Source organism: Paenarthrobacter sp. TRD_SC_7, assembly GCF_056156245.1.
In genome coordinates, this window is the sequence record NZ_CM149587.1 from 2,270,898 (window position 1) to 2,285,820 (window position 14,923).

Here is a 14,923-nt window from a genome sequence, read left to right on the forward strand (position 1 = left end):
CGGAGATAGTCGTCGCTGCCAGCAGGCCGGGGGAGTCAGCATGACAGAAACACTTTTTGGTGGACCATCCCTGCCTCCGGCGTACCCGGAGCGCGCCGCCTGGGGCACAGCCCCCAAGCTCCGCGCATGGCAGCAAGAGGCGCTTGACCTCTATATGACCCGGAATCCGAAGGACTTCCTCGCTGTGGCAACGCCCGGCGCTGGTAAGACGACTTTCGCGCTGCGCATCGCCACCACGCTGCTGGATAGCGGGGTGGTCAACCGCATCACCATCGTGGCGCCTACTGACCACTTGAAACGGCAGTGGGCAGATGCCGCAGCGAAAGTGGGAGTCGCCATTGATCCCAACTTCAAGAACTCCGATGGCCAACACGGCCGAGGGTTCGTGGGTGTTGCGGTCACGTACGCGCAGGTAGCAAGCAAACCCATGCTGCATCGCGCGAAGACTGAAGCGGCCCGAACCTTGGTGATCCTGGACGAAATCCACCACGGTGGCGAGGCGCTCTCATGGGGAGATGGCCTGCGTGAGGCCTTTGATCCTGCTGCGCGGCGCCTGTCCTTGACAGGTACTCCGTTCCGTTCGGACACGTCGCCGATTCCCTTCGTTGAATACGCCGAGGACCGCGACGGCATACGCCGTTCCAAGGCCGATTACACCTACGGCTATGGCAACGCTCTGCGGGACCACGTGGTGCGTCCCGTCCTTTTCATGGCCTACTCAGGCCAGATGCGCTGGCGGACCAGCGCCGGTGACGAGATGGCGGCGTCCCTTGGGGAGGTGGCTGTAACCAAGGACATCACCTCGCAGGCTTGGCGGACTGCCTTGAACCCCACGGGTGAGTGGATCCCGGCCGTCCTTGCTGCTGCAGACAAACGGCTCGGCGAGGTTCGACGAACCGTGCCGGACGCCGGTGGGCTGGTGATTGCCACGGATCATGACGACGCCCGTGCCTATGCCGGTCAACTGAAGAAGATTACGGGACAGTCGCCCACGGTTATTCTCTCCGATGATTCCAAGGCATCCAGCAAGATCGAGGAGTTCTCCGCCGGGGACCAACGCTGGATGGTGGCCGTTCGGATGGTGTCCGAAGGTGTTGACGTTCCACGTCTGTCGGTGGGCGTCTATGCCACTTCTACCTCAACGCCCCTTTTCTTTGCCCAAGCAGTAGGCCGTTTTGTGCGTGCCCGCAAAAGGGGCGAGACGGCGTCGGTGTTCTTACCGTCCGTACCCCCGCTGATGGTGCTGGCCAACACCATGGAGGCCGAACGCGACCACGCTTTGGACCGCCCCGAAAAGGACGACGACGGCCTCTTCAGCCCGGAAGAGAACCTCATGGCGGAGGCCAACCGCGAGGACAAGGCCTCGGACGAGCTCACCAAGGGCAAGTTCGAAGCTTTGGATTCCCAGGCCTCTTTTGACCGTGTTCTTTTCGACGGCGGCGAGTTCGGCACGGGTGCGGATATCGGTTCGGATGAAGAGCTGGACTTCCTGGGAATTCCGGGGCTTCTCGACGCCGAACAAGTTGGCACGCTGTTGCGCCAGCGCCAGCATGAACAGCAGTCGCGCAAGAAGCGCCAGTCGCCATTGGCAGCTGCTGCTTCTCCTGCGGTACCTGACCACCGCATGCTGATGGACCTGCGCAACGAGCTGGCCAAGAACGTGGCCGCCTGGTCCGCCCGCACCGGCACCCCTCACGGCGTGGTTCATACCAAACTCCGTGAAGTGTGTGGCGGTCCGGCTGTGGCACAGGCGAACGAGGAGCAATTGCAGGCCCGGCTGCGCAAGCTTCAGGACTGGTTCATCGGCAGGAAGTAGCTGGGTAACCGGCAGGCAGTAAGCTGTTCCAACGTCAGCAGAAACACGGGAGGGCGCCGCGGTTGCGGCGCCCTCCCGTGTATCCAGCCGATTCAGCGTCAGCCGCGTTCGACTTCGACGCCGGCGGTTTCCATTTCGTCGTAGGCGTCGGAGAGGTCGTCGGCTATTCCGGCTGTGAGCTCTGCGATGACCGTGGTGTTGTACCCCGCCTGGACCGCATCCAGCGCTGTGGCCTTGACACAGTAGTCCGTCGCGAGGCCCACCACCACCACTTCCTCGACGTCGTGGCTCTGCAGCCAGTCGTCGAGCCCGATCGCGTCTTCATCGAGGACCTCGGCTACGGTGGTGCCCGCCTTCAGGTCGCCGGTGGGGACATCGTCTTCAGGAGCCAGGACGCCTTCGAAGCCCGAGTAGGCCGCGGTGAACTGTCCTTTCCGGAAGTAAGCCTGGATGTACTCGGGATCAAGGTCTTCGTGGAGTTCGGCACCTTTGCTCCTTGCCCTGCAGTGCGGAGGCCAGGAGTCAACCATGTCCGGGTCATCCGAAAAGTGGTCGCCGGGCTCGATGTGCCAATCCTGGGTGGCCACGATGTGGTCAAAGTGTTGCTGGTTGGCGTCCACATACTCGGTGATGGCACCTGCTACGGCTGCGCCACCTTTGACAGCGAGCGTTCCACCTTCGCAGAAGTCGTTTTGTACATCGACGATAATCAGGGCCCTGGACATCAGTTCTCCTCGTAGATGGTGGGAATGGCCGCCTCGCCGCGCTGCAGGCGGTTCACGACGGCGGGCAGCTCGGCCATAGTGGCCGCGTGCCGGTCCCTGGCGCGAATGACACCTTCAGGTCCGGTCCATCCAGGCAGCACCTCGCCGTTCTTGACGAACTGGTGAAGCAGGGCGCGGTCGTTGCCATCATCTTCCGGGCGGTGGCCGATGCCCACGATTTCCTGGGTGGCCCGGCCGCGGTCGTTGAGCTTGCGGAGGGCGTATTTGCGTCCACCGACGCTCGCCTTGTTCTTGGCGGCCTTGGCAACCGAGATGAACTCGCCGGCCTCGTTGGTCCGGCTGACCAGTTTGTAGACCATGCTGGCGGTCGGAGCCCCGGATCCGGTGACGAGGGACGTACCAACGCCGTAGGAGTCCACCGGGGCTGACTGGAGGGCTGCGATGGCGAATTCGTCGAGGTCGGATGTGACCACGATGCGGGTGTTGACGTTTCCGAGGTCATCCAGCAGTTGCCGAACCCACTGTGCCTGCGCAATGAGGTCGCCGGAGTCCAGCCGGACTGCTCCCAGTTTGTCACCGGCCAGCTCGACGGCGGTACGCACCGCTGTCTCGACGTCGTAGGTATCCACCAACAGCGATGTGCCAGGACCGAACGCGGCGATCTGTGCTTCGAAGGCCTCCCGCTCGGTGTCGTGAAGGAGCGTAAAGGAGTGCGCGGCTGTGCCGACGGTTTTGATGCCGTAGCGCCGGCCGGCCTCCAGATTGGATGTGCTGGCGAAGCCGGCAATCACGGCAGCGCGGGCTGCCGCCGTCGCTGATTCTTCCTGGGTGCGCCGGGAGCCCATCTCGATGCAGGGGCGGGTGCCGGCCGCCGAGGTCATCCTTGAGGCCGCGGAAGCAATGGCGCTGTCGTGGTTGAGGACCGACAGGATGAAGGTTTCCAAAATGCAGGCCTCGGCGAACGTGGATTCGACAATGAGGATGGGGGAGTTGGGAAAGTAAGCGTCACCTTCGGCATAGCCCCAGATGTCTCCGCTGAATTTGTAGTCGGCGAGGTAGTCCAGGGTTTCCTGGTTAACCACCTTGTTTTGTTGAAGGAACGCGAGCTCGGCGTCGCCAAACCTGAAATCTTCAATGCCCTCCAACAGGCGTCCTGTGCCGCCCACCACACCATAGCGGCGGCCGTCCGGCAGTCGCCGGGCGAAGGCTTCGAACACCGAACGGCGATGCGCGGCGCCCGAGTGCAAGGCTGCCTGAAGCATGGTCAGTTCGTAGTGGTCTGTGTACAAGGAAGTTGCGGGGTGGTCCCACGACGAGGCTCTACTCACGAATTCACTCTAGTGCGAGCCGCCATAGAATGGACAGATGAGCCCTAGCGTTGCGTATGGCACGGACATCGATGAGCGGACGAAAGCTGCAGAGCAGTCGTCCACCGATGTCCTGACAGCCCCTGATATCCCGTGGAACCTTGTGATCTGGAATGATCCCGTGAATCTGATGAGCTACGTCAGCTATGTGTTCCAGAGTTACTTCGGCTACTCGGAGTCCAAAGCCCACAAGCTCATGATGGAGGTCCACAAGAAGGGCCGGTCCATTGTTGCCCACGGCAGCAAGGAACAAGTGGAGCAGCACGCAGTGGCCATGCACGGATTTGGTTTGTGGGCCACGGTGGAGAAGGCTGCCAGCGGCACCGAAACACCTGGAAAGGGCGGCCGCCAGCGTGGCTAAGGCATTCAAGTACGGTCTCAAGGGCATCATTGGATACCTCGAACCCGCCGAGCGCGACCTCCTGCGCGGATTATTGGACGATGTCATTTCGATGCTGGAATCCGACGTCCGGGAGAACGAAGACCCGTTGGCGGCGCTCATCGGTTTGGACATGGATGTCAAGCAGCCGAGCGACCGCGCGCTGCTCCGGCTTTTGCCGAACGTTATGAAGGACGACGACGGCGGCTCGCTGGAGTTCCGGCAGCTCACCGAACGCTCTGTTCGGGAAAACAAAATTGGTGCCTTGAAAGCTGCAGCTTTGGGGCTGGACAAGAGCGAACTCGTTCTGACCGCGGAGGACGCCACCCGCTGGTCGATGGCGCTCAATGACGTCCGGCTCGTCTTGGCCGAACGCTTGGACATTCAGGACGAAGCGGACGCGGAGCACATCCACAGCATGCAGGACTGGAGCCAGGCGGAGGACGTTGAGAGCTACCTGGCCCTGGTATACAACTTCACCACGTGGCTCCAGGAGTCGTTGGTGCAGGCGATGATGGCCGCACGGCAGGCGAAATCCTGATCCGGACAGCGGGTTGCTGCTCTTACCTTGTGACAAATCAGACACGAGGCGGAGAGCACAGGTAATGGCCGCACACCTCGGGAAGCCTTATTCTCGAATAATTATGACTTCAGCATCGGGTTCACCAGGCGTCGCGTTCGGCAGTGGCGCCCCTCTCAGCAACGGGGAACTCATAGGGACGCGTCCCATCGGCATCTTTGATTCGGGCGTGGGTGGGTTGACGGTGGCGCGTTCCATCATCGACCAGCTCCCCAATGAATCAATCCTCTACGTCGGCGACACCGCAAACGGCCCCTATGGTCCGCTGCCAATAGCCGAAGTCCGTGCCAATGCGTTGGGCGTCATGGATGAATTGGTGGATTCAGGCGTGAAGCTGTTGACCATTGCCTGCAATTCGGCATCTGCCGCGGTGCTCCGCGATGCGCGGGAACGCTATACCGCCCGCTATGGCATCCCGGTCATCGAGGTTATCCAACCGGCGGTCCGGCGTGCAGTCTCTGCTACTCGTTCCGGCAAGATCGGGGTCATTGGAACCTCCGCCACTGTGGGGTCGAGAGCCTACGAGGATACGTTTGCTGCCGCTCCGGACCTCTCCATCACATCCGTGGCCTGTCCGGCGTTCGTGAACTTCGTGGAGGCCGGAATCACCACCGGCCCCGACCTCCTGGCCGCCGCCAATGAATACCTGGAGCCCCTCAAGGACGCCGGAGTAGACACAGTGGTCCTGGGCTGTACCCACTACCCGCTGCTGACCGGCGTTATTTCTTTCGTCATGGGGGAGGACGTCACGCTTGTTTCCAGTGCTGAAGAGACTGCCAAGGACGTCTACCGGGCCTTGGCCAACCACGGCATCCAGCGTACGGAGGCCCAAGCGCCGAGCCATGAATTCATTGCCACTGGCGATGCCACCCAGTTCGAGACCCTCGCTCGGCGCTTCCTGGGCCCGGAAGTCCTCTCGGTGAAGCATGTGGACCACGTCGCGGCCCAGTACCCCACAGGCAGTCTGGCCCGCATCACCCCCGAGATGCTGGAAGCCGCACGTTCGGGAACCGGGTTGTCCCGCCGCTCGTACTTTGTGCAGCCCGGGGACACCTTCAACAACGGCAGCGGCGCAACCATGGGGCGTGACCTGTGAAGCTGACCATTGTGGGTTGTACGGGCTCTTTCCCCGGTCCTGGTTCGCCGGCGTCGTGCTACTTGGTGACAGCGCACGACGGTGAGCGCGAGTGGAAGATCGTGATGGACCTGGGCAGCGGAGCCTTGGGTGCCATCCAGCGCTACACGGACCTGGAAGATATCGACGCCATTTTCCTCACGCACCTGCACCCGGACCACTGCATGGATCTCTGTGGCCTCCACGTCGCGGTCCGTTGGAAGCCGGGTGGGTGGGGTCGGGAGCGACTTCCGGTCTGGGGTCCCGCGGCTACCGCGGACAGGATGGCCACCGCCTACGGATTGGACCTGGATCCGGGCATGCATGAGGAGTTCGATTTCACCGACTGGACCGAGCTCAAGCCGGTCGCTGTGGGCCCGTTCACAGTGACCCCGTACGCTGTCAACCACCCGGTGGAAGAAGCGTACGCGCTGCGCGTGACTGCCACGGAGCCGGGCAAGGACGGCGTTCCAGTTACCAGGATCCTGACGTACTCAGGGGACACCGACTCATGCCAGGGGCTGGAAGACGCGGCCAGGGAGTCAGATCTGTTCTTGTGCGAGGCAGCCTTCGAGGAAGGCCGGGACGACGATATCAAGGACGTGCACCTCACAGGGAAGCGTGCAGGCGAGGCCGCGACGAATGCCGGGGCAAAGCGCCTTCTCCTGACGCATATTCCGGTGTGGACCTCGCAGACCAAGGTGTTGTCCGAGGCCAAGCCGGTCTTCGCCGGAGATGTCGCTGTAGCTGTTGCCGGAGTCCACTACACGATCTAGCCCTACCCGGCGTCGGGCAGTGCTGCTGGCTTGGCTAAGCTTGAACCATGACTTCTGAAGCAACAGCCACTCCCGTCATCCGCGCCGATGGCCGGACCCCCGACCAACTGCGACCCATCAGCATCACCCGCGGCTGGTCAAAGCAGGCCGAGGGTTCGGCTCTGATCGAGTTCGGCAATACCCGGGTTCTGTGCACGGCTTCACTGACCGAGGGTGTGCCCCGCTGGCTCAAGGGCGAAGGCCGGGGCTGGGTAACGGCCGAGTACGCCATGCTTCCCCGTGCCACGAACACCCGATCCGACCGCGAGTCCGTTAAGGGCAAGATCGGCGGACGCACGCATGAAATCTCGCGCCTTATCGGCCGCTCCCTCCGCTCCATCATCGACACGAAGGCTCTGGGTGAGAATACGATCGTCCTGGACTGTGATGTCCTCCAGGCCGACGGCGGCACGCGCACCGCCGCGATCACGGGCGCCTACGTGGCGCTGGCTGAAGCCATCCGTTTTGCCCGTGAGAACAAGCTCATTGCCCGCAACGCAGAGCCCCTGGTGGACACCATTGCGGCAGTCTCCGTGGGCATCATCGATGGCGTCCCGATGCTTGACCTCCCCTACGTGGAAGACGTCCGGGCGGAAACGGATATGAACGTTGTAGTGACTGGTTCGGGCAAGTTCGTTGAAGTCCAGGGCACAGCTGAAGGCGCTCCCTTCGATCGCGACGAGCTCAACGCACTGCTTGACCTCGCGCTGCTTGGCACCACCCAGCTGTCCGCCATCCAGCGCGAGACGCTGGCGGAAGCTCCGTGAGCGGCGCACCGACCTCCGGGGCTCCACGCCTCGTCCTGGCAACACACAACAAGGGCAAGCTGAAGGAACTCCGCGAATTGCTCCGGGGCCAGGTCCCTGGGCTCGACGTCGACACCCAGGTGGTGGACGCTGCTGCGGCAGGTGCCCCGGATGTTGCCGAAACCGGCGTCACCTTTGCTGAGAACTCCCTCCTCAAGGCCAGGGCTGTAGCGGAGGCGACTGGACTGGTGGCTATCGCCGATGACTCGGGATTGGCTGTTGACGTTCTGGGCGGGGCTCCGGGTATATTCTCGGCGCGTTGGTCCGGTACACACGGTGATGACGTGGCCAACCTGAACCTGCTGTTGGCGCAGCTCTCGGATGTTCCGGACCCTTTCCGCGGAGCTGCGTTCGTTTGTGCGGCTGCGCTGGCAGTCCCCGGTCCGGACGGCATTGCCTACGAGACCGTGGAGTACGGCCAGCTGGAAGGGACGCTGCTACGAGCACCCCGCGGCGAGGGTGGCTTCGGCTACGACCCCGTGCTGCAACCCGCCGGCATGGACCGCAGCTGTGCGGAACTTGGTTCAGAAGAGAAGAACGCCATAAGCCACCGCGGACAGGCGTTCCGTGCTTTGCTTCCCGCGATTGTGTCTTCGTTGTCCGAGGCCAACGCCACGTAGCTTCTTCCACTATGCAAAAAGGCACCCCGCCATGCGGGGTGCCTTTTGTACTTGCCTTTTTGTACCCTGAGGGTCGCGGGAGCCTAGTGCTCGCTGTGCTTGCCGCCCTCGTGTTCCTCGATGAACTCCTCCACGGGGTCTGTGCCTTCGGCGGCGGCCCTGCGCTTTGCCATGAATCCACGGCCGATCTCAATGAAGATCGGGATGACGGAGATCAGGACGATGACGATGAAGATGATGTCGATGTTGTTGCCAACCCACTCGAACTGGCCAAGCCATGCACCGAGCAAGGTAACGCCGCCGCCCCAGAGGACTGCGCCGATGACGTTGAAGAGGAAGAACTTGCGCTTGTCCATCTGTGCAACACCCACGATCACCGGTACGAAAGTGCGGATGATGGGAACGAACCGCGCCAGGATCAAGGCCTTGCCGCCGTGCTTTTCGAAGAACGCGTGGGCGCTCTCCACGTTTTCCTTCTTGAACAGCCGTGAATCCGGCTTGTTGAAGATTGCCGGGCCGGCCTTGGACCCGATGAGGTAGCCGGTTTGGTTGCCGATGATGGCAGCCACGATGATCATGGCGCACATGGCCCAGAGATTGAACTCGATGGCGCCGGTGGAAACCAGGAGTCCCGCCGTAAACAGCATGGAGTCACCGGGCAGGAAGAACCCCACCAAGAGGCCTGTTTCTGCGAACACAATGGCACAGACCAGCAGAACCACCCAGGGCCCCAAAGGTGAATCGCGGAGGAAGACATCGGGGTTCAGCCAGTCCGGCAGGAACGAAGCCATAGGCGGCGAAACCGGTCCCGCGCCCCCGAATGTGGATACGGCAAGGTCGCTTATCGCAGAAAAGATCACCCATCAAGCCTACTTGACGGCCGTCGTCGAATTTTTCCCGGTATCCCTTGACTGCTGGTTTGCTGGTTGTATGGTTAGTTACATGAGTAATGAACCAGTAAGGCGGTGGTGCTCATGATTGATGACAGCAAGCCGATCTTCATGCAGATCGCCGAACTCATCGAAAACGGAATCGTGGACGGCACCATGGCTGAAGAGTCGCAGGTTCCTTCCACCAATGAGTTCGCCGCTTTCCACCGCATCAACCCGGCGACTGCCGCCAAGGGCGTCAATCTGCTGGTGGATTCAGGAATTCTCTATAAACGCAGGGGGATAGGGATGTTCGTCGCCACAGGAGCGCGCGCCCAGTTGGTAGCACGCCGCACCGAGGAATTCTTCGAGCAGTACGTCAAGCCGCTCGCAATGGAGGCCCGAAAGCTGGGCATCTCAACAGAGCAGCTGAACACGATGATTGAACGCAGCTCCGGGCTTGCACCGGAAACCGGGACAGACAAGGAAAGGAGCGCGGCCCTGTGAACGACACCATCGTCGAGGCCCGTAACCTGATCAAGCATTACAAAGACCTCAACGCTCTGGACAACGTTAACCTCAGCCTCTCGGCGAACCGCATTTACGGCCTGCTGGGACGCAACGGTGCGGGCAAGACCACGCTGATGTCAATCCTCACCGCCCAAGCCTTCGCCACTTCCGGCGAAGCCCTGGTTTTTGGCGCCAGCACCTACGAGAACGATGCCGTATTGTCCCGGATCTGCTTCATCCGTGAATCGCAGAAATACCCGGACGACTTCCAGCCGCAGCACGCCTTCCGCTCCGCGGCGCTCTTCTACAAGAACTGGGACCAAGGCTTCGCTGACCGCCTCGCCGAAGACTTCCAGCTTCCCGTCAAGCGCCGGATCAAGAAGCTCTCACGTGGTCAGCTATCCGCCGTCGGCGTCATCATTGGCCTCGCCTCGCGCGCAGAACTGACGTTCTTCGATGAGCCCTACCTGGGGCTCGACGCCGTCGCACGGCAACTGTTCTACGACCGCCTGGTGGAGGACTACGCCGAACACCCCCGCACCATCATCCTTTCCTCACACTTGATCGACGAGGTAGCGAACCTCCTTGAACACGTCATCGTGATCGACCGGGGGCGGATCATCATGGACGCCGATGCCGACGAGATCCGGGGTTCGGCTGTCACTGTTTCAGGTTCCGCAGAAAAGGTGGACGCCTTCCTGGCCGGCCGCAGGATCCTGCACCGCGAAACGTTGGGCTCCTTGGCCTCCGTCACGGTGGACGAGGTTCTAAGCGGCCGCGAACGCACCGAAGCCCAAGAATTGGGCCTTGAACTATCGCCGGTTTCCTTGCAGCAGCTGGTGGTGCGGAAGACCATGGCCGGTACCGAAGCCGGCCTCTCATCAAATACCGGAGACTTCGCCGATGACACGATGGAGGCAAAGCGATGAGCAGGACGCTGGCAGTTGCCCGGATGCAGCTGATCAACAAGTGGACGTACATCGGATGGCCGTTGACCATCCTGGCGGCATCCTTCCTGATGTCGCTCGCTATCTTCGCTCTCATTCCCGTCACCGAGGGCAAAAATGGTGGCGGCAGCCAGGCGCCCCTGTGGTACTTCCTGGTCCTTGGGATCCAAAGCATGACCCTTGTGTTCCCTTTCTCCCAAGGCCTGAGCATCAGCCGACGTGCGTTCTACCTGGGAACCCTGGGCCTCTTCTCGCTGATCGCGGTCGGGATGACCGGGCTTTACATGCTGGGTGGCGTCATCGAACGGGCAACCAACGGCTGGGGTGTCTACGGCTACTTCTTCAATATCCCGTGGGTCACGGATGGTCCCTGGTACTCCACAGCCGCGTTCTTCTTCGTAGTGATGATGTTCATGTTCATCGTTGGGTTCTGGTTCGCCACCATCTTCAAGCGCTGGGGCACCACTGGAACCCTGGTCTCAACCTTGGGAACGGCAGTAGCCTTGATCGGCATTGCCGCCCTCACAACGTTGCTCCAAGGATGGGGGCATGTTGGAAGCTGGTTCGTCCAGCAGACGCCGCTCAGCATCAGCGGGTGGGCTGCGCTACTGTGCGTCGTACTCGCAGCCGGTTCCTACACAACCCTTCGCAGGGCAACCCCGTAGGCGCCGAAATGTAGCGTTGACCACAATGCAGGCCGGAAGGGCCGCCCCGCCGCGGAAATCGGCAGCGGCGGCCTTTTCCGGCTGTAACCTTGTCCAGTGGCATTGGACTTTACGGCGATTGACTTTGAAACAGCCAACGGCTTCCGGGGGTCGCCGTGTTCGGTGGGCCTCAGCAAAGTCCGCGGCGGAGTAGTGGTGGAGGAAGCCTCTTGGCTCATGCGCCCGCCCGAGAACCACGACCACTTCGAGTTCCACAACACGCGTATCCACGGCATCCGTGCCGAAGACGTCGCCGATCGCCCGCGGTTCGGGGAGCTCTTCCCGGAAATCGGTGCCTTCATCGGGGACGACGTACTCGCTGCCCACAATGCCGCCTTCGACCTCGGCGTTATTCGGTCTGGCCTGGAAGTTTCAGGTCTTGCCGGACCTTCCTATGACTATGTCTGCACCGTGATGCTGTCCCGCCGCTGCTATTCATTGGTGTCCAACTCCTTGCCCTATGCCGCCGAAGAGGCCGGAGTGCCCCTGGTCAACCACCATGACGCCGCAGAAGATGCCCGTGCCTGCGCCGGCATCCTGGTGGACATAGCCCGGCGGAACAACGCCAACAGCATCGCCGAACTCTATCTTTCGCTTGGCCTCGACCTGCCGAAGCAACCGGCATTCGATCCTGCGCAAGGCCTCTCAAAAGCGACCATATCCGCGCTCTCAGCCAGGACCGGAAGCTCCGCCGAACGCGCACTTGAACGAGCCGTGGGCGGCCGCAGCGGTTGGTCGGCCTGGCCGGAGGAAGGGCCCAACCCCTTGCCGAACCCCGCCGCGGAACCCGGACACCCGCTCTTCGGCCAGACAGTGGTGTTCACGGGGGACCTCGCCATCACGAGGCCGGAGGCGAAATCCCGGGCCGCAGATATGGGGGCACGCCCGGAAAGCCGGGTGACAGCGCGGACCACTGTGCTGATCGTCGGTGATGGCTTCGTGGCAGGCGACCTTCGCGCCGGCCGACTCACAGGCAAAGCCAAGCGAGTCTTGGAACTGCATTCCAAGGGCCAACAAATCGAGGTTGTCTCCGAGGGCGAGTTCCTGCAGATGGTGGGCGGCGCATAACCGCCGACCAGAGTGTCATGTGGTCATACTGCGCAACAATGCTTCCCGCCGGATCAGCCGCGCTCCTAGCCTTGGTACATGACCAAGCCCTCTCTTCCCCCAGCACCGGTGCGCCAGCCAGCGGATGCTCCCGTGAACCGTGGGGTTGACTGGCGGAGTGTCTTCGCGTTCCCCAACCCCGTCAATGAATATGCAGCCCGGATCACCGCCGGGCTGGTAGTGGTGCTGGCGGTTGCCACGCTTCTGACCGGGTGGGCATGGGGGCTGGTCGCCTTGGCCGTCGGTTTCTGGCTGCGTGTGCTGTTCGGCCCCCGGATTTCTCCGCTGGCCCTGCTGTCCGTCAAGGTCCTGGCACCCAGGATCGGGCACGCCAAGCTTGTCGCCGGTCCTCCCAAGCGCTTCGCCCAAGGTATCGGAGCCGCGCTGACGAGTGCCGCCGTCGTGCTGTTCTTCATCGGTTACCAGCCAGCCGCTTGGGTCCTGCTGGGCCTTCTCATCGTGGCTGCTTCACTGGAAGCATTCGTCGGTTTTTGCCTTGGCTGCGCCATCTTTGGTTTCCTGCAGCGCCGGGGGCTCATACCGGCTGAGGTCTGCGAAGCGTGCAATAACATCACGCTTCGCAGCGCTTGAGGTCCATCAGCCGGTGGTGACGGCAAGCAAGCTGTCCGCCATGCCGCGAATGACCTCGGGTGCTTCCAAGGCTTCAAGCCAGTCAGCCGGCAGGCACTCCTCGCCGTAGTAGGCCCCCAGGATGTTGCCGGCGATGGATCCCGTGGAATCACTGTCGCCGCTGTGGTTGATGGCCACGGCAATGGCGCGGCGGAAATGCTCCGTCGGTTCAGTGCCGCTGGTGGACAGGACGGCATAAAGCCCGACGGCGAGTGCCTCCTCGGCGACCCAACCCTCGCCGAGCGCTGTCGTCAGTTCTTCCGGACCCAGCACGGTGGGCTGCGCGGACAGCTGCAGTGCAGCTTCCAGCCGCTCCGGAAGCTCCGCTGCTTTTGTGGGGACGTTGTTCACGTAGGCCTGGGCCTCCGTGGCGGCGCTGCGGATATCGCTGCCGGCAACAAGGTTGTGGATCAACAGGCTGAAAGCCGCTGCACTGAGTCGTGCCGAAGGGTGTCCGTGGGTCAACGAGGCAGCGTCGGAACTGAGTTTGTAGACAGCTTCCCGAGAGATGTGGGGGATGAGCCCGAACGGTGCTGAGCGCATCACGGTGCCGCAGCCTTTCGAATCGGGATTGACGGGCCGGGCCACCGTCCCCATCTCGCCCGTTGCCAAACCACTGAGGCAGGCGTTTCCGGGCGCACGGCGGTGACGCAGGACTTCCTGGGTGTCGATCCAGCGCGGTTGCGGCACCGGAGCGGAGGAGGCAACAGCGACGTCCTGGGTGGCGAGCCAACGCAGGTAGGCCAGCCAAAGGCAAGCAATCTCATCCGCCGCTACACCGTCGTTGGCCCATTCGAGGGCTTCTACAAGGCCATCAACCGTGTAGAGCGTCATTTGCGTGTCGTCCGAGAAGTGGCTGAGGCCGTCGAGCTGTCCAAAGGACGTCAGCCCGGCGGCGCCGTAGTGTGCGCGAATCGCCGCGATGGAGTCGAACTCCACGGCGTAGCCCAGGGAATCGCCCAACGCTCCGCCCAACAGAGAGCCACGGACGCGGGACTCGAAGGACGGGGCAGCGGGGGAGGAAGCTTCAACACTCATGCCAGTAACTTACCGTGCCCGTGAGGGGCCGCTGGTATGGTGGGGAAGCTGCCTGCCACTGACCAAACCCTTGGAGACACAACGTGCGTGAACCTGCTTGGCGACGGACAGGCAAGACTCCTGACTACAGGTTTTCGCTGGCGAACGAGCGTACCTTCCTTGCGTGGATCCGCACATCCCTGGCGTTGCTCGCCGGCGCAGTTGCTGTGGACCAGCTAGCTCCGAATATCGCTCCGACACCCGTCCGGCTGGTCCTGTGCGTCCTGCTGGCCCTCGTCGGCGCCGGCCTGGCCGCATTGTCCTATCGCCGCTGGGGGCAGATGGAAGCTGCGATGCGCAACGACCAAGCATTGCCGTTCTCAAGGGTCATGCTGTTCATGACCATCGTGGTGGCTATCGCAGCCTTCGCCTTCGCCGTGCTGATCCTGGTGGCCCGTTGAGCCGAGTGCCCCGATGAGCATGGATGTCCGTGATCCCGGCCTGCAGCCCGAGCGCACTACATTGGCTTGGCGCCGGACACTGATCTCCCTGGTGGTGGTGGACTTGTTCATCTGGCGGAGCTGGCTCACATCAGAGCCATCGACGGGAAACATCGTTGCAGGCCTTCCGGGGCTCGACTACCAAGGGATCTGTGCCCTGATGGCCGCAGCTGCCACTGTTGTCCTCGCATCCGTAGTGTGGGTTCGCTCACGGCAGCTCCACGCCGGAAATGCGGCCGCCTCCGCGCGGCTGGTCCTGGTCAGCACCCTTGCCGTGATGGGTTTGGGCGCCTCCGCCATCGCGGCCATCGCCCTGGGCGGCTAAGCTCGGAGGCGGGATTCAGCAACCGTCCAGACTCGGCTGCCAAAATGCTCAGGGGCCTGGGCGCTCAAGCCGGGCATCCCCAGAGCCCACCC

18 protein-coding genes are annotated in these 14,923 nt (G+C 62.5%); 14 read left to right on the forward strand and 4 right to left on the reverse strand.

Annotated elements, in window-relative coordinates:
• Window positions 1-40: 40 nt before the first annotated feature.
• Window positions 41-1,816, forward strand: coding sequence for a DEAD/DEAH box helicase (locus tag AC0J5Z_RS11085; RefSeq protein WP_475039346.1), 1,776 nt, complete (start codon window positions 41-43; stop codon window positions 1,814-1,816).
• 98 nt (window positions 1,817-1,914) lie between these two features.
• On the opposite strand, the gene AC0J5Z_RS11090 is transcribed toward AC0J5Z_RS11085, so the two are convergent.
• Both AC0J5Z_RS11090 and AC0J5Z_RS11095 read right to left on the reverse strand, forming a co-directional pair.
• A complete protein-coding gene (locus AC0J5Z_RS11090; protein ID WP_475039348.1) occupies window positions 1,915-2,541 on the reverse strand; it encodes an isochorismatase family protein in 627 nt (208 codons plus the stop codon).
• The gene (locus tag AC0J5Z_RS11095) at window positions 2,541-3,869 is read right to left on the reverse strand and encodes a nicotinate phosphoribosyltransferase (protein WP_475039350.1); all 1,329 of its coding nucleotides are present in this window, start codon (window positions 3,867-3,869) and stop codon (window positions 2,541-2,543) included. Before AC0J5Z_RS11095 ends, AC0J5Z_RS11090 begins: the two co-directional genes overlap by 1 nt.
• 37 nt (window positions 3,870-3,906) lie before the next feature.
• Here AC0J5Z_RS11095 and clpS point away from each other — a divergent pair, with 37 nt between their 5' ends.
• From clpS to rdgB, 6 genes are all read left to right on the forward strand, one after another.
• Window positions 3,907-4,269, forward strand: a complete 363-nt coding sequence (gene clpS / locus AC0J5Z_RS11100) for an ATP-dependent Clp protease adapter ClpS (protein ID WP_475039354.1) — start codon at window positions 3,907-3,909, stop codon at window positions 4,267-4,269.
• Window positions 4,262-4,828 (forward strand): DUF2017 domain-containing protein, encoded by a 567-nt coding sequence (locus AC0J5Z_RS11105; protein ID WP_475039356.1) that lies wholly within the window; start codon window positions 4,262-4,264, stop codon window positions 4,826-4,828. Before clpS ends, AC0J5Z_RS11105 begins: the two co-directional genes overlap by 8 nt.
• Before the next feature lie 64 nt (window positions 4,829-4,892).
• A complete protein-coding gene (gene murI, locus AC0J5Z_RS11110; protein ID WP_475039358.1) occupies window positions 4,893-5,963 on the forward strand; it encodes a glutamate racemase in 1,071 nt (356 codons plus the stop codon).
• Window positions 5,960-6,757, forward strand: coding sequence for an MBL fold metallo-hydrolase (locus tag AC0J5Z_RS11115; RefSeq protein WP_475039360.1), 798 nt, complete (start codon window positions 5,960-5,962; stop codon window positions 6,755-6,757). The genes murI and AC0J5Z_RS11115 overlap by 4 nt, the downstream gene beginning before the upstream one ends.
• A gap of 47 nt (window positions 6,758-6,804) precedes the next feature.
• A complete protein-coding gene (gene rph / locus AC0J5Z_RS11120) occupies window positions 6,805-7,563 on the forward strand; it encodes a ribonuclease PH (protein ID WP_011775233.1) in 759 nt (252 codons plus the stop codon).
• A complete protein-coding gene (gene rdgB, locus AC0J5Z_RS11125) occupies window positions 7,560-8,222 on the forward strand; it encodes an RdgB/HAM1 family non-canonical purine NTP pyrophosphatase (RefSeq protein WP_475039364.1) in 663 nt (220 codons plus the stop codon). Before rph ends, rdgB begins: the two co-directional genes overlap by 4 nt.
• 83 nt (window positions 8,223-8,305) lie before the next feature.
• Here the strand turns inward: rdgB and AC0J5Z_RS11130 are convergent, their stop codons facing one another.
• Window positions 8,306-9,067 carry a DedA family protein gene (locus AC0J5Z_RS11130; RefSeq protein WP_178997619.1) on the reverse strand — a complete coding sequence of 254 codons (762 nt, stop codon included), beginning with the start codon at window positions 9,065-9,067 and terminating at the stop codon, window positions 8,306-8,308.
• 129 nt (window positions 9,068-9,196) lie between these two features.
• Here AC0J5Z_RS11130 and AC0J5Z_RS11135 point away from each other — a divergent pair, with 129 nt between their 5' ends.
• The 5 genes from AC0J5Z_RS11135 (at window position 9,197) to AC0J5Z_RS11155 (ending at window position 12,950) form a co-directional block, all read left to right on the forward strand.
• Window positions 9,197-9,598, forward strand: a complete 402-nt coding sequence (locus AC0J5Z_RS11135) for a GntR family transcriptional regulator (RefSeq protein ID WP_237715837.1) — start codon at window positions 9,197-9,199, stop codon at window positions 9,596-9,598.
• The gene (locus AC0J5Z_RS11140; protein WP_475039367.1) at window positions 9,595-10,530 is read left to right on the forward strand and encodes an ABC transporter ATP-binding protein; all 936 of its coding nucleotides are present in this window, start codon (window positions 9,595-9,597) and stop codon (window positions 10,528-10,530) included. The genes AC0J5Z_RS11135 and AC0J5Z_RS11140 overlap by 4 nt, the downstream gene beginning before the upstream one ends.
• Window positions 10,527-11,213 carry a hypothetical protein gene (locus tag AC0J5Z_RS11145; RefSeq protein WP_475039369.1) on the forward strand — a complete coding sequence of 229 codons (687 nt, stop codon included), beginning with the start codon at window positions 10,527-10,529 and terminating at the stop codon, window positions 11,211-11,213. The genes AC0J5Z_RS11140 and AC0J5Z_RS11145 overlap by 4 nt, the downstream gene beginning before the upstream one ends.
• A gap of 96 nt (window positions 11,214-11,309) precedes the next feature.
• Window positions 11,310-12,320 (forward strand): 3'-5' exonuclease, encoded by a 1,011-nt coding sequence (locus tag AC0J5Z_RS11150; RefSeq protein WP_475039373.1) that lies wholly within the window; start codon window positions 11,310-11,312, stop codon window positions 12,318-12,320.
• Window positions 12,321-12,398: 78 nt separating this feature from the next.
• Window positions 12,399-12,950 (forward strand): DUF4395 domain-containing protein, encoded by a 552-nt coding sequence (locus AC0J5Z_RS11155; protein ID WP_475039375.1) that lies wholly within the window; start codon window positions 12,399-12,401, stop codon window positions 12,948-12,950.
• Between the two features lie 6 nt (window positions 12,951-12,956).
• Here the strand turns inward: AC0J5Z_RS11155 and AC0J5Z_RS11160 are convergent, their stop codons facing one another.
• Window positions 12,957-14,027, reverse strand: a complete 1,071-nt coding sequence (locus AC0J5Z_RS11160) for an ADP-ribosylglycohydrolase family protein (RefSeq protein ID WP_475039377.1) — start codon at window positions 14,025-14,027, stop codon at window positions 12,957-12,959.
• 83 nt (window positions 14,028-14,110) lie between these two features.
• Between AC0J5Z_RS11160 and AC0J5Z_RS11165 the strand changes: the two genes are divergently transcribed.
• Together AC0J5Z_RS11165 and AC0J5Z_RS11170 are read left to right on the forward strand one after the other, a co-directional pair.
• Complete coding sequence (locus AC0J5Z_RS11165) at window positions 14,111-14,467, forward strand: YidH family protein (protein ID WP_144649729.1); 357 nt, start codon at window positions 14,111-14,113, stop codon at window positions 14,465-14,467.
• Window positions 14,468-14,480: 13 nt separating this feature from the next.
• A complete protein-coding gene (locus AC0J5Z_RS11170; protein ID WP_475039379.1) occupies window positions 14,481-14,831 on the forward strand; it encodes a DUF202 domain-containing protein in 351 nt (116 codons plus the stop codon).
• The last annotated feature ends 92 nt before the right edge of the window (window positions 14,832-14,923 follow it).

What these genes read in the sequence shown, in the direction of transcription:
- clpS (WP_475039354.1), top strand. Translation starts at nt 3,907, where the DNA reads ATGAGCCCTAGCGTTGCGTATGGCACGGACATCGATGAGCGGACGAAA.
- murI (WP_475039358.1), top strand. Translation starts at nt 4,893, where the DNA reads ATGGCCGCACACCTCGGGAAGCCTTATTCTCGAATAATTATGACTTCA.
- AC0J5Z_RS11135 (WP_237715837.1), top strand. Translation starts at nt 9,197, where the DNA reads ATGATTGATGACAGCAAGCCGATCTTCATGCAGATCGCCGAACTCATC.
- AC0J5Z_RS11145 (WP_475039369.1), top strand. Translation starts at nt 10,527, where the DNA reads ATGAGCAGGACGCTGGCAGTTGCCCGGATGCAGCTGATCAACAAGTGG.
- AC0J5Z_RS11085 (WP_475039346.1), top strand. Translation starts at nt 41, where the DNA reads ATGACAGAAACACTTTTTGGTGGACCATCCCTGCCTCCGGCGTACCCG.
- AC0J5Z_RS11160 (WP_475039377.1), bottom strand. Translation starts at nt 14,027, where the DNA reads ATGAGTGTTGAAGCTTCCTCCCCCGCTGCCCCGTCCTTCGAGTCCCGC.
- rph (WP_011775233.1), top strand. Translation starts at nt 6,805, where the DNA reads ATGACTTCTGAAGCAACAGCCACTCCCGTCATCCGCGCCGATGGCCGG.
- AC0J5Z_RS11155 (WP_475039375.1), top strand. Translation starts at nt 12,399, where the DNA reads ATGACCAAGCCCTCTCTTCCCCCAGCACCGGTGCGCCAGCCAGCGGAT.
- AC0J5Z_RS11170 (WP_475039379.1), top strand. Translation starts at nt 14,481, where the DNA reads ATGAGCATGGATGTCCGTGATCCCGGCCTGCAGCCCGAGCGCACTACA.
- AC0J5Z_RS11090 (WP_475039348.1), bottom strand. Translation starts at nt 2,541, where the DNA reads ATGTCCAGGGCCCTGATTATCGTCGATGTACAAAACGACTTCTGCGAA.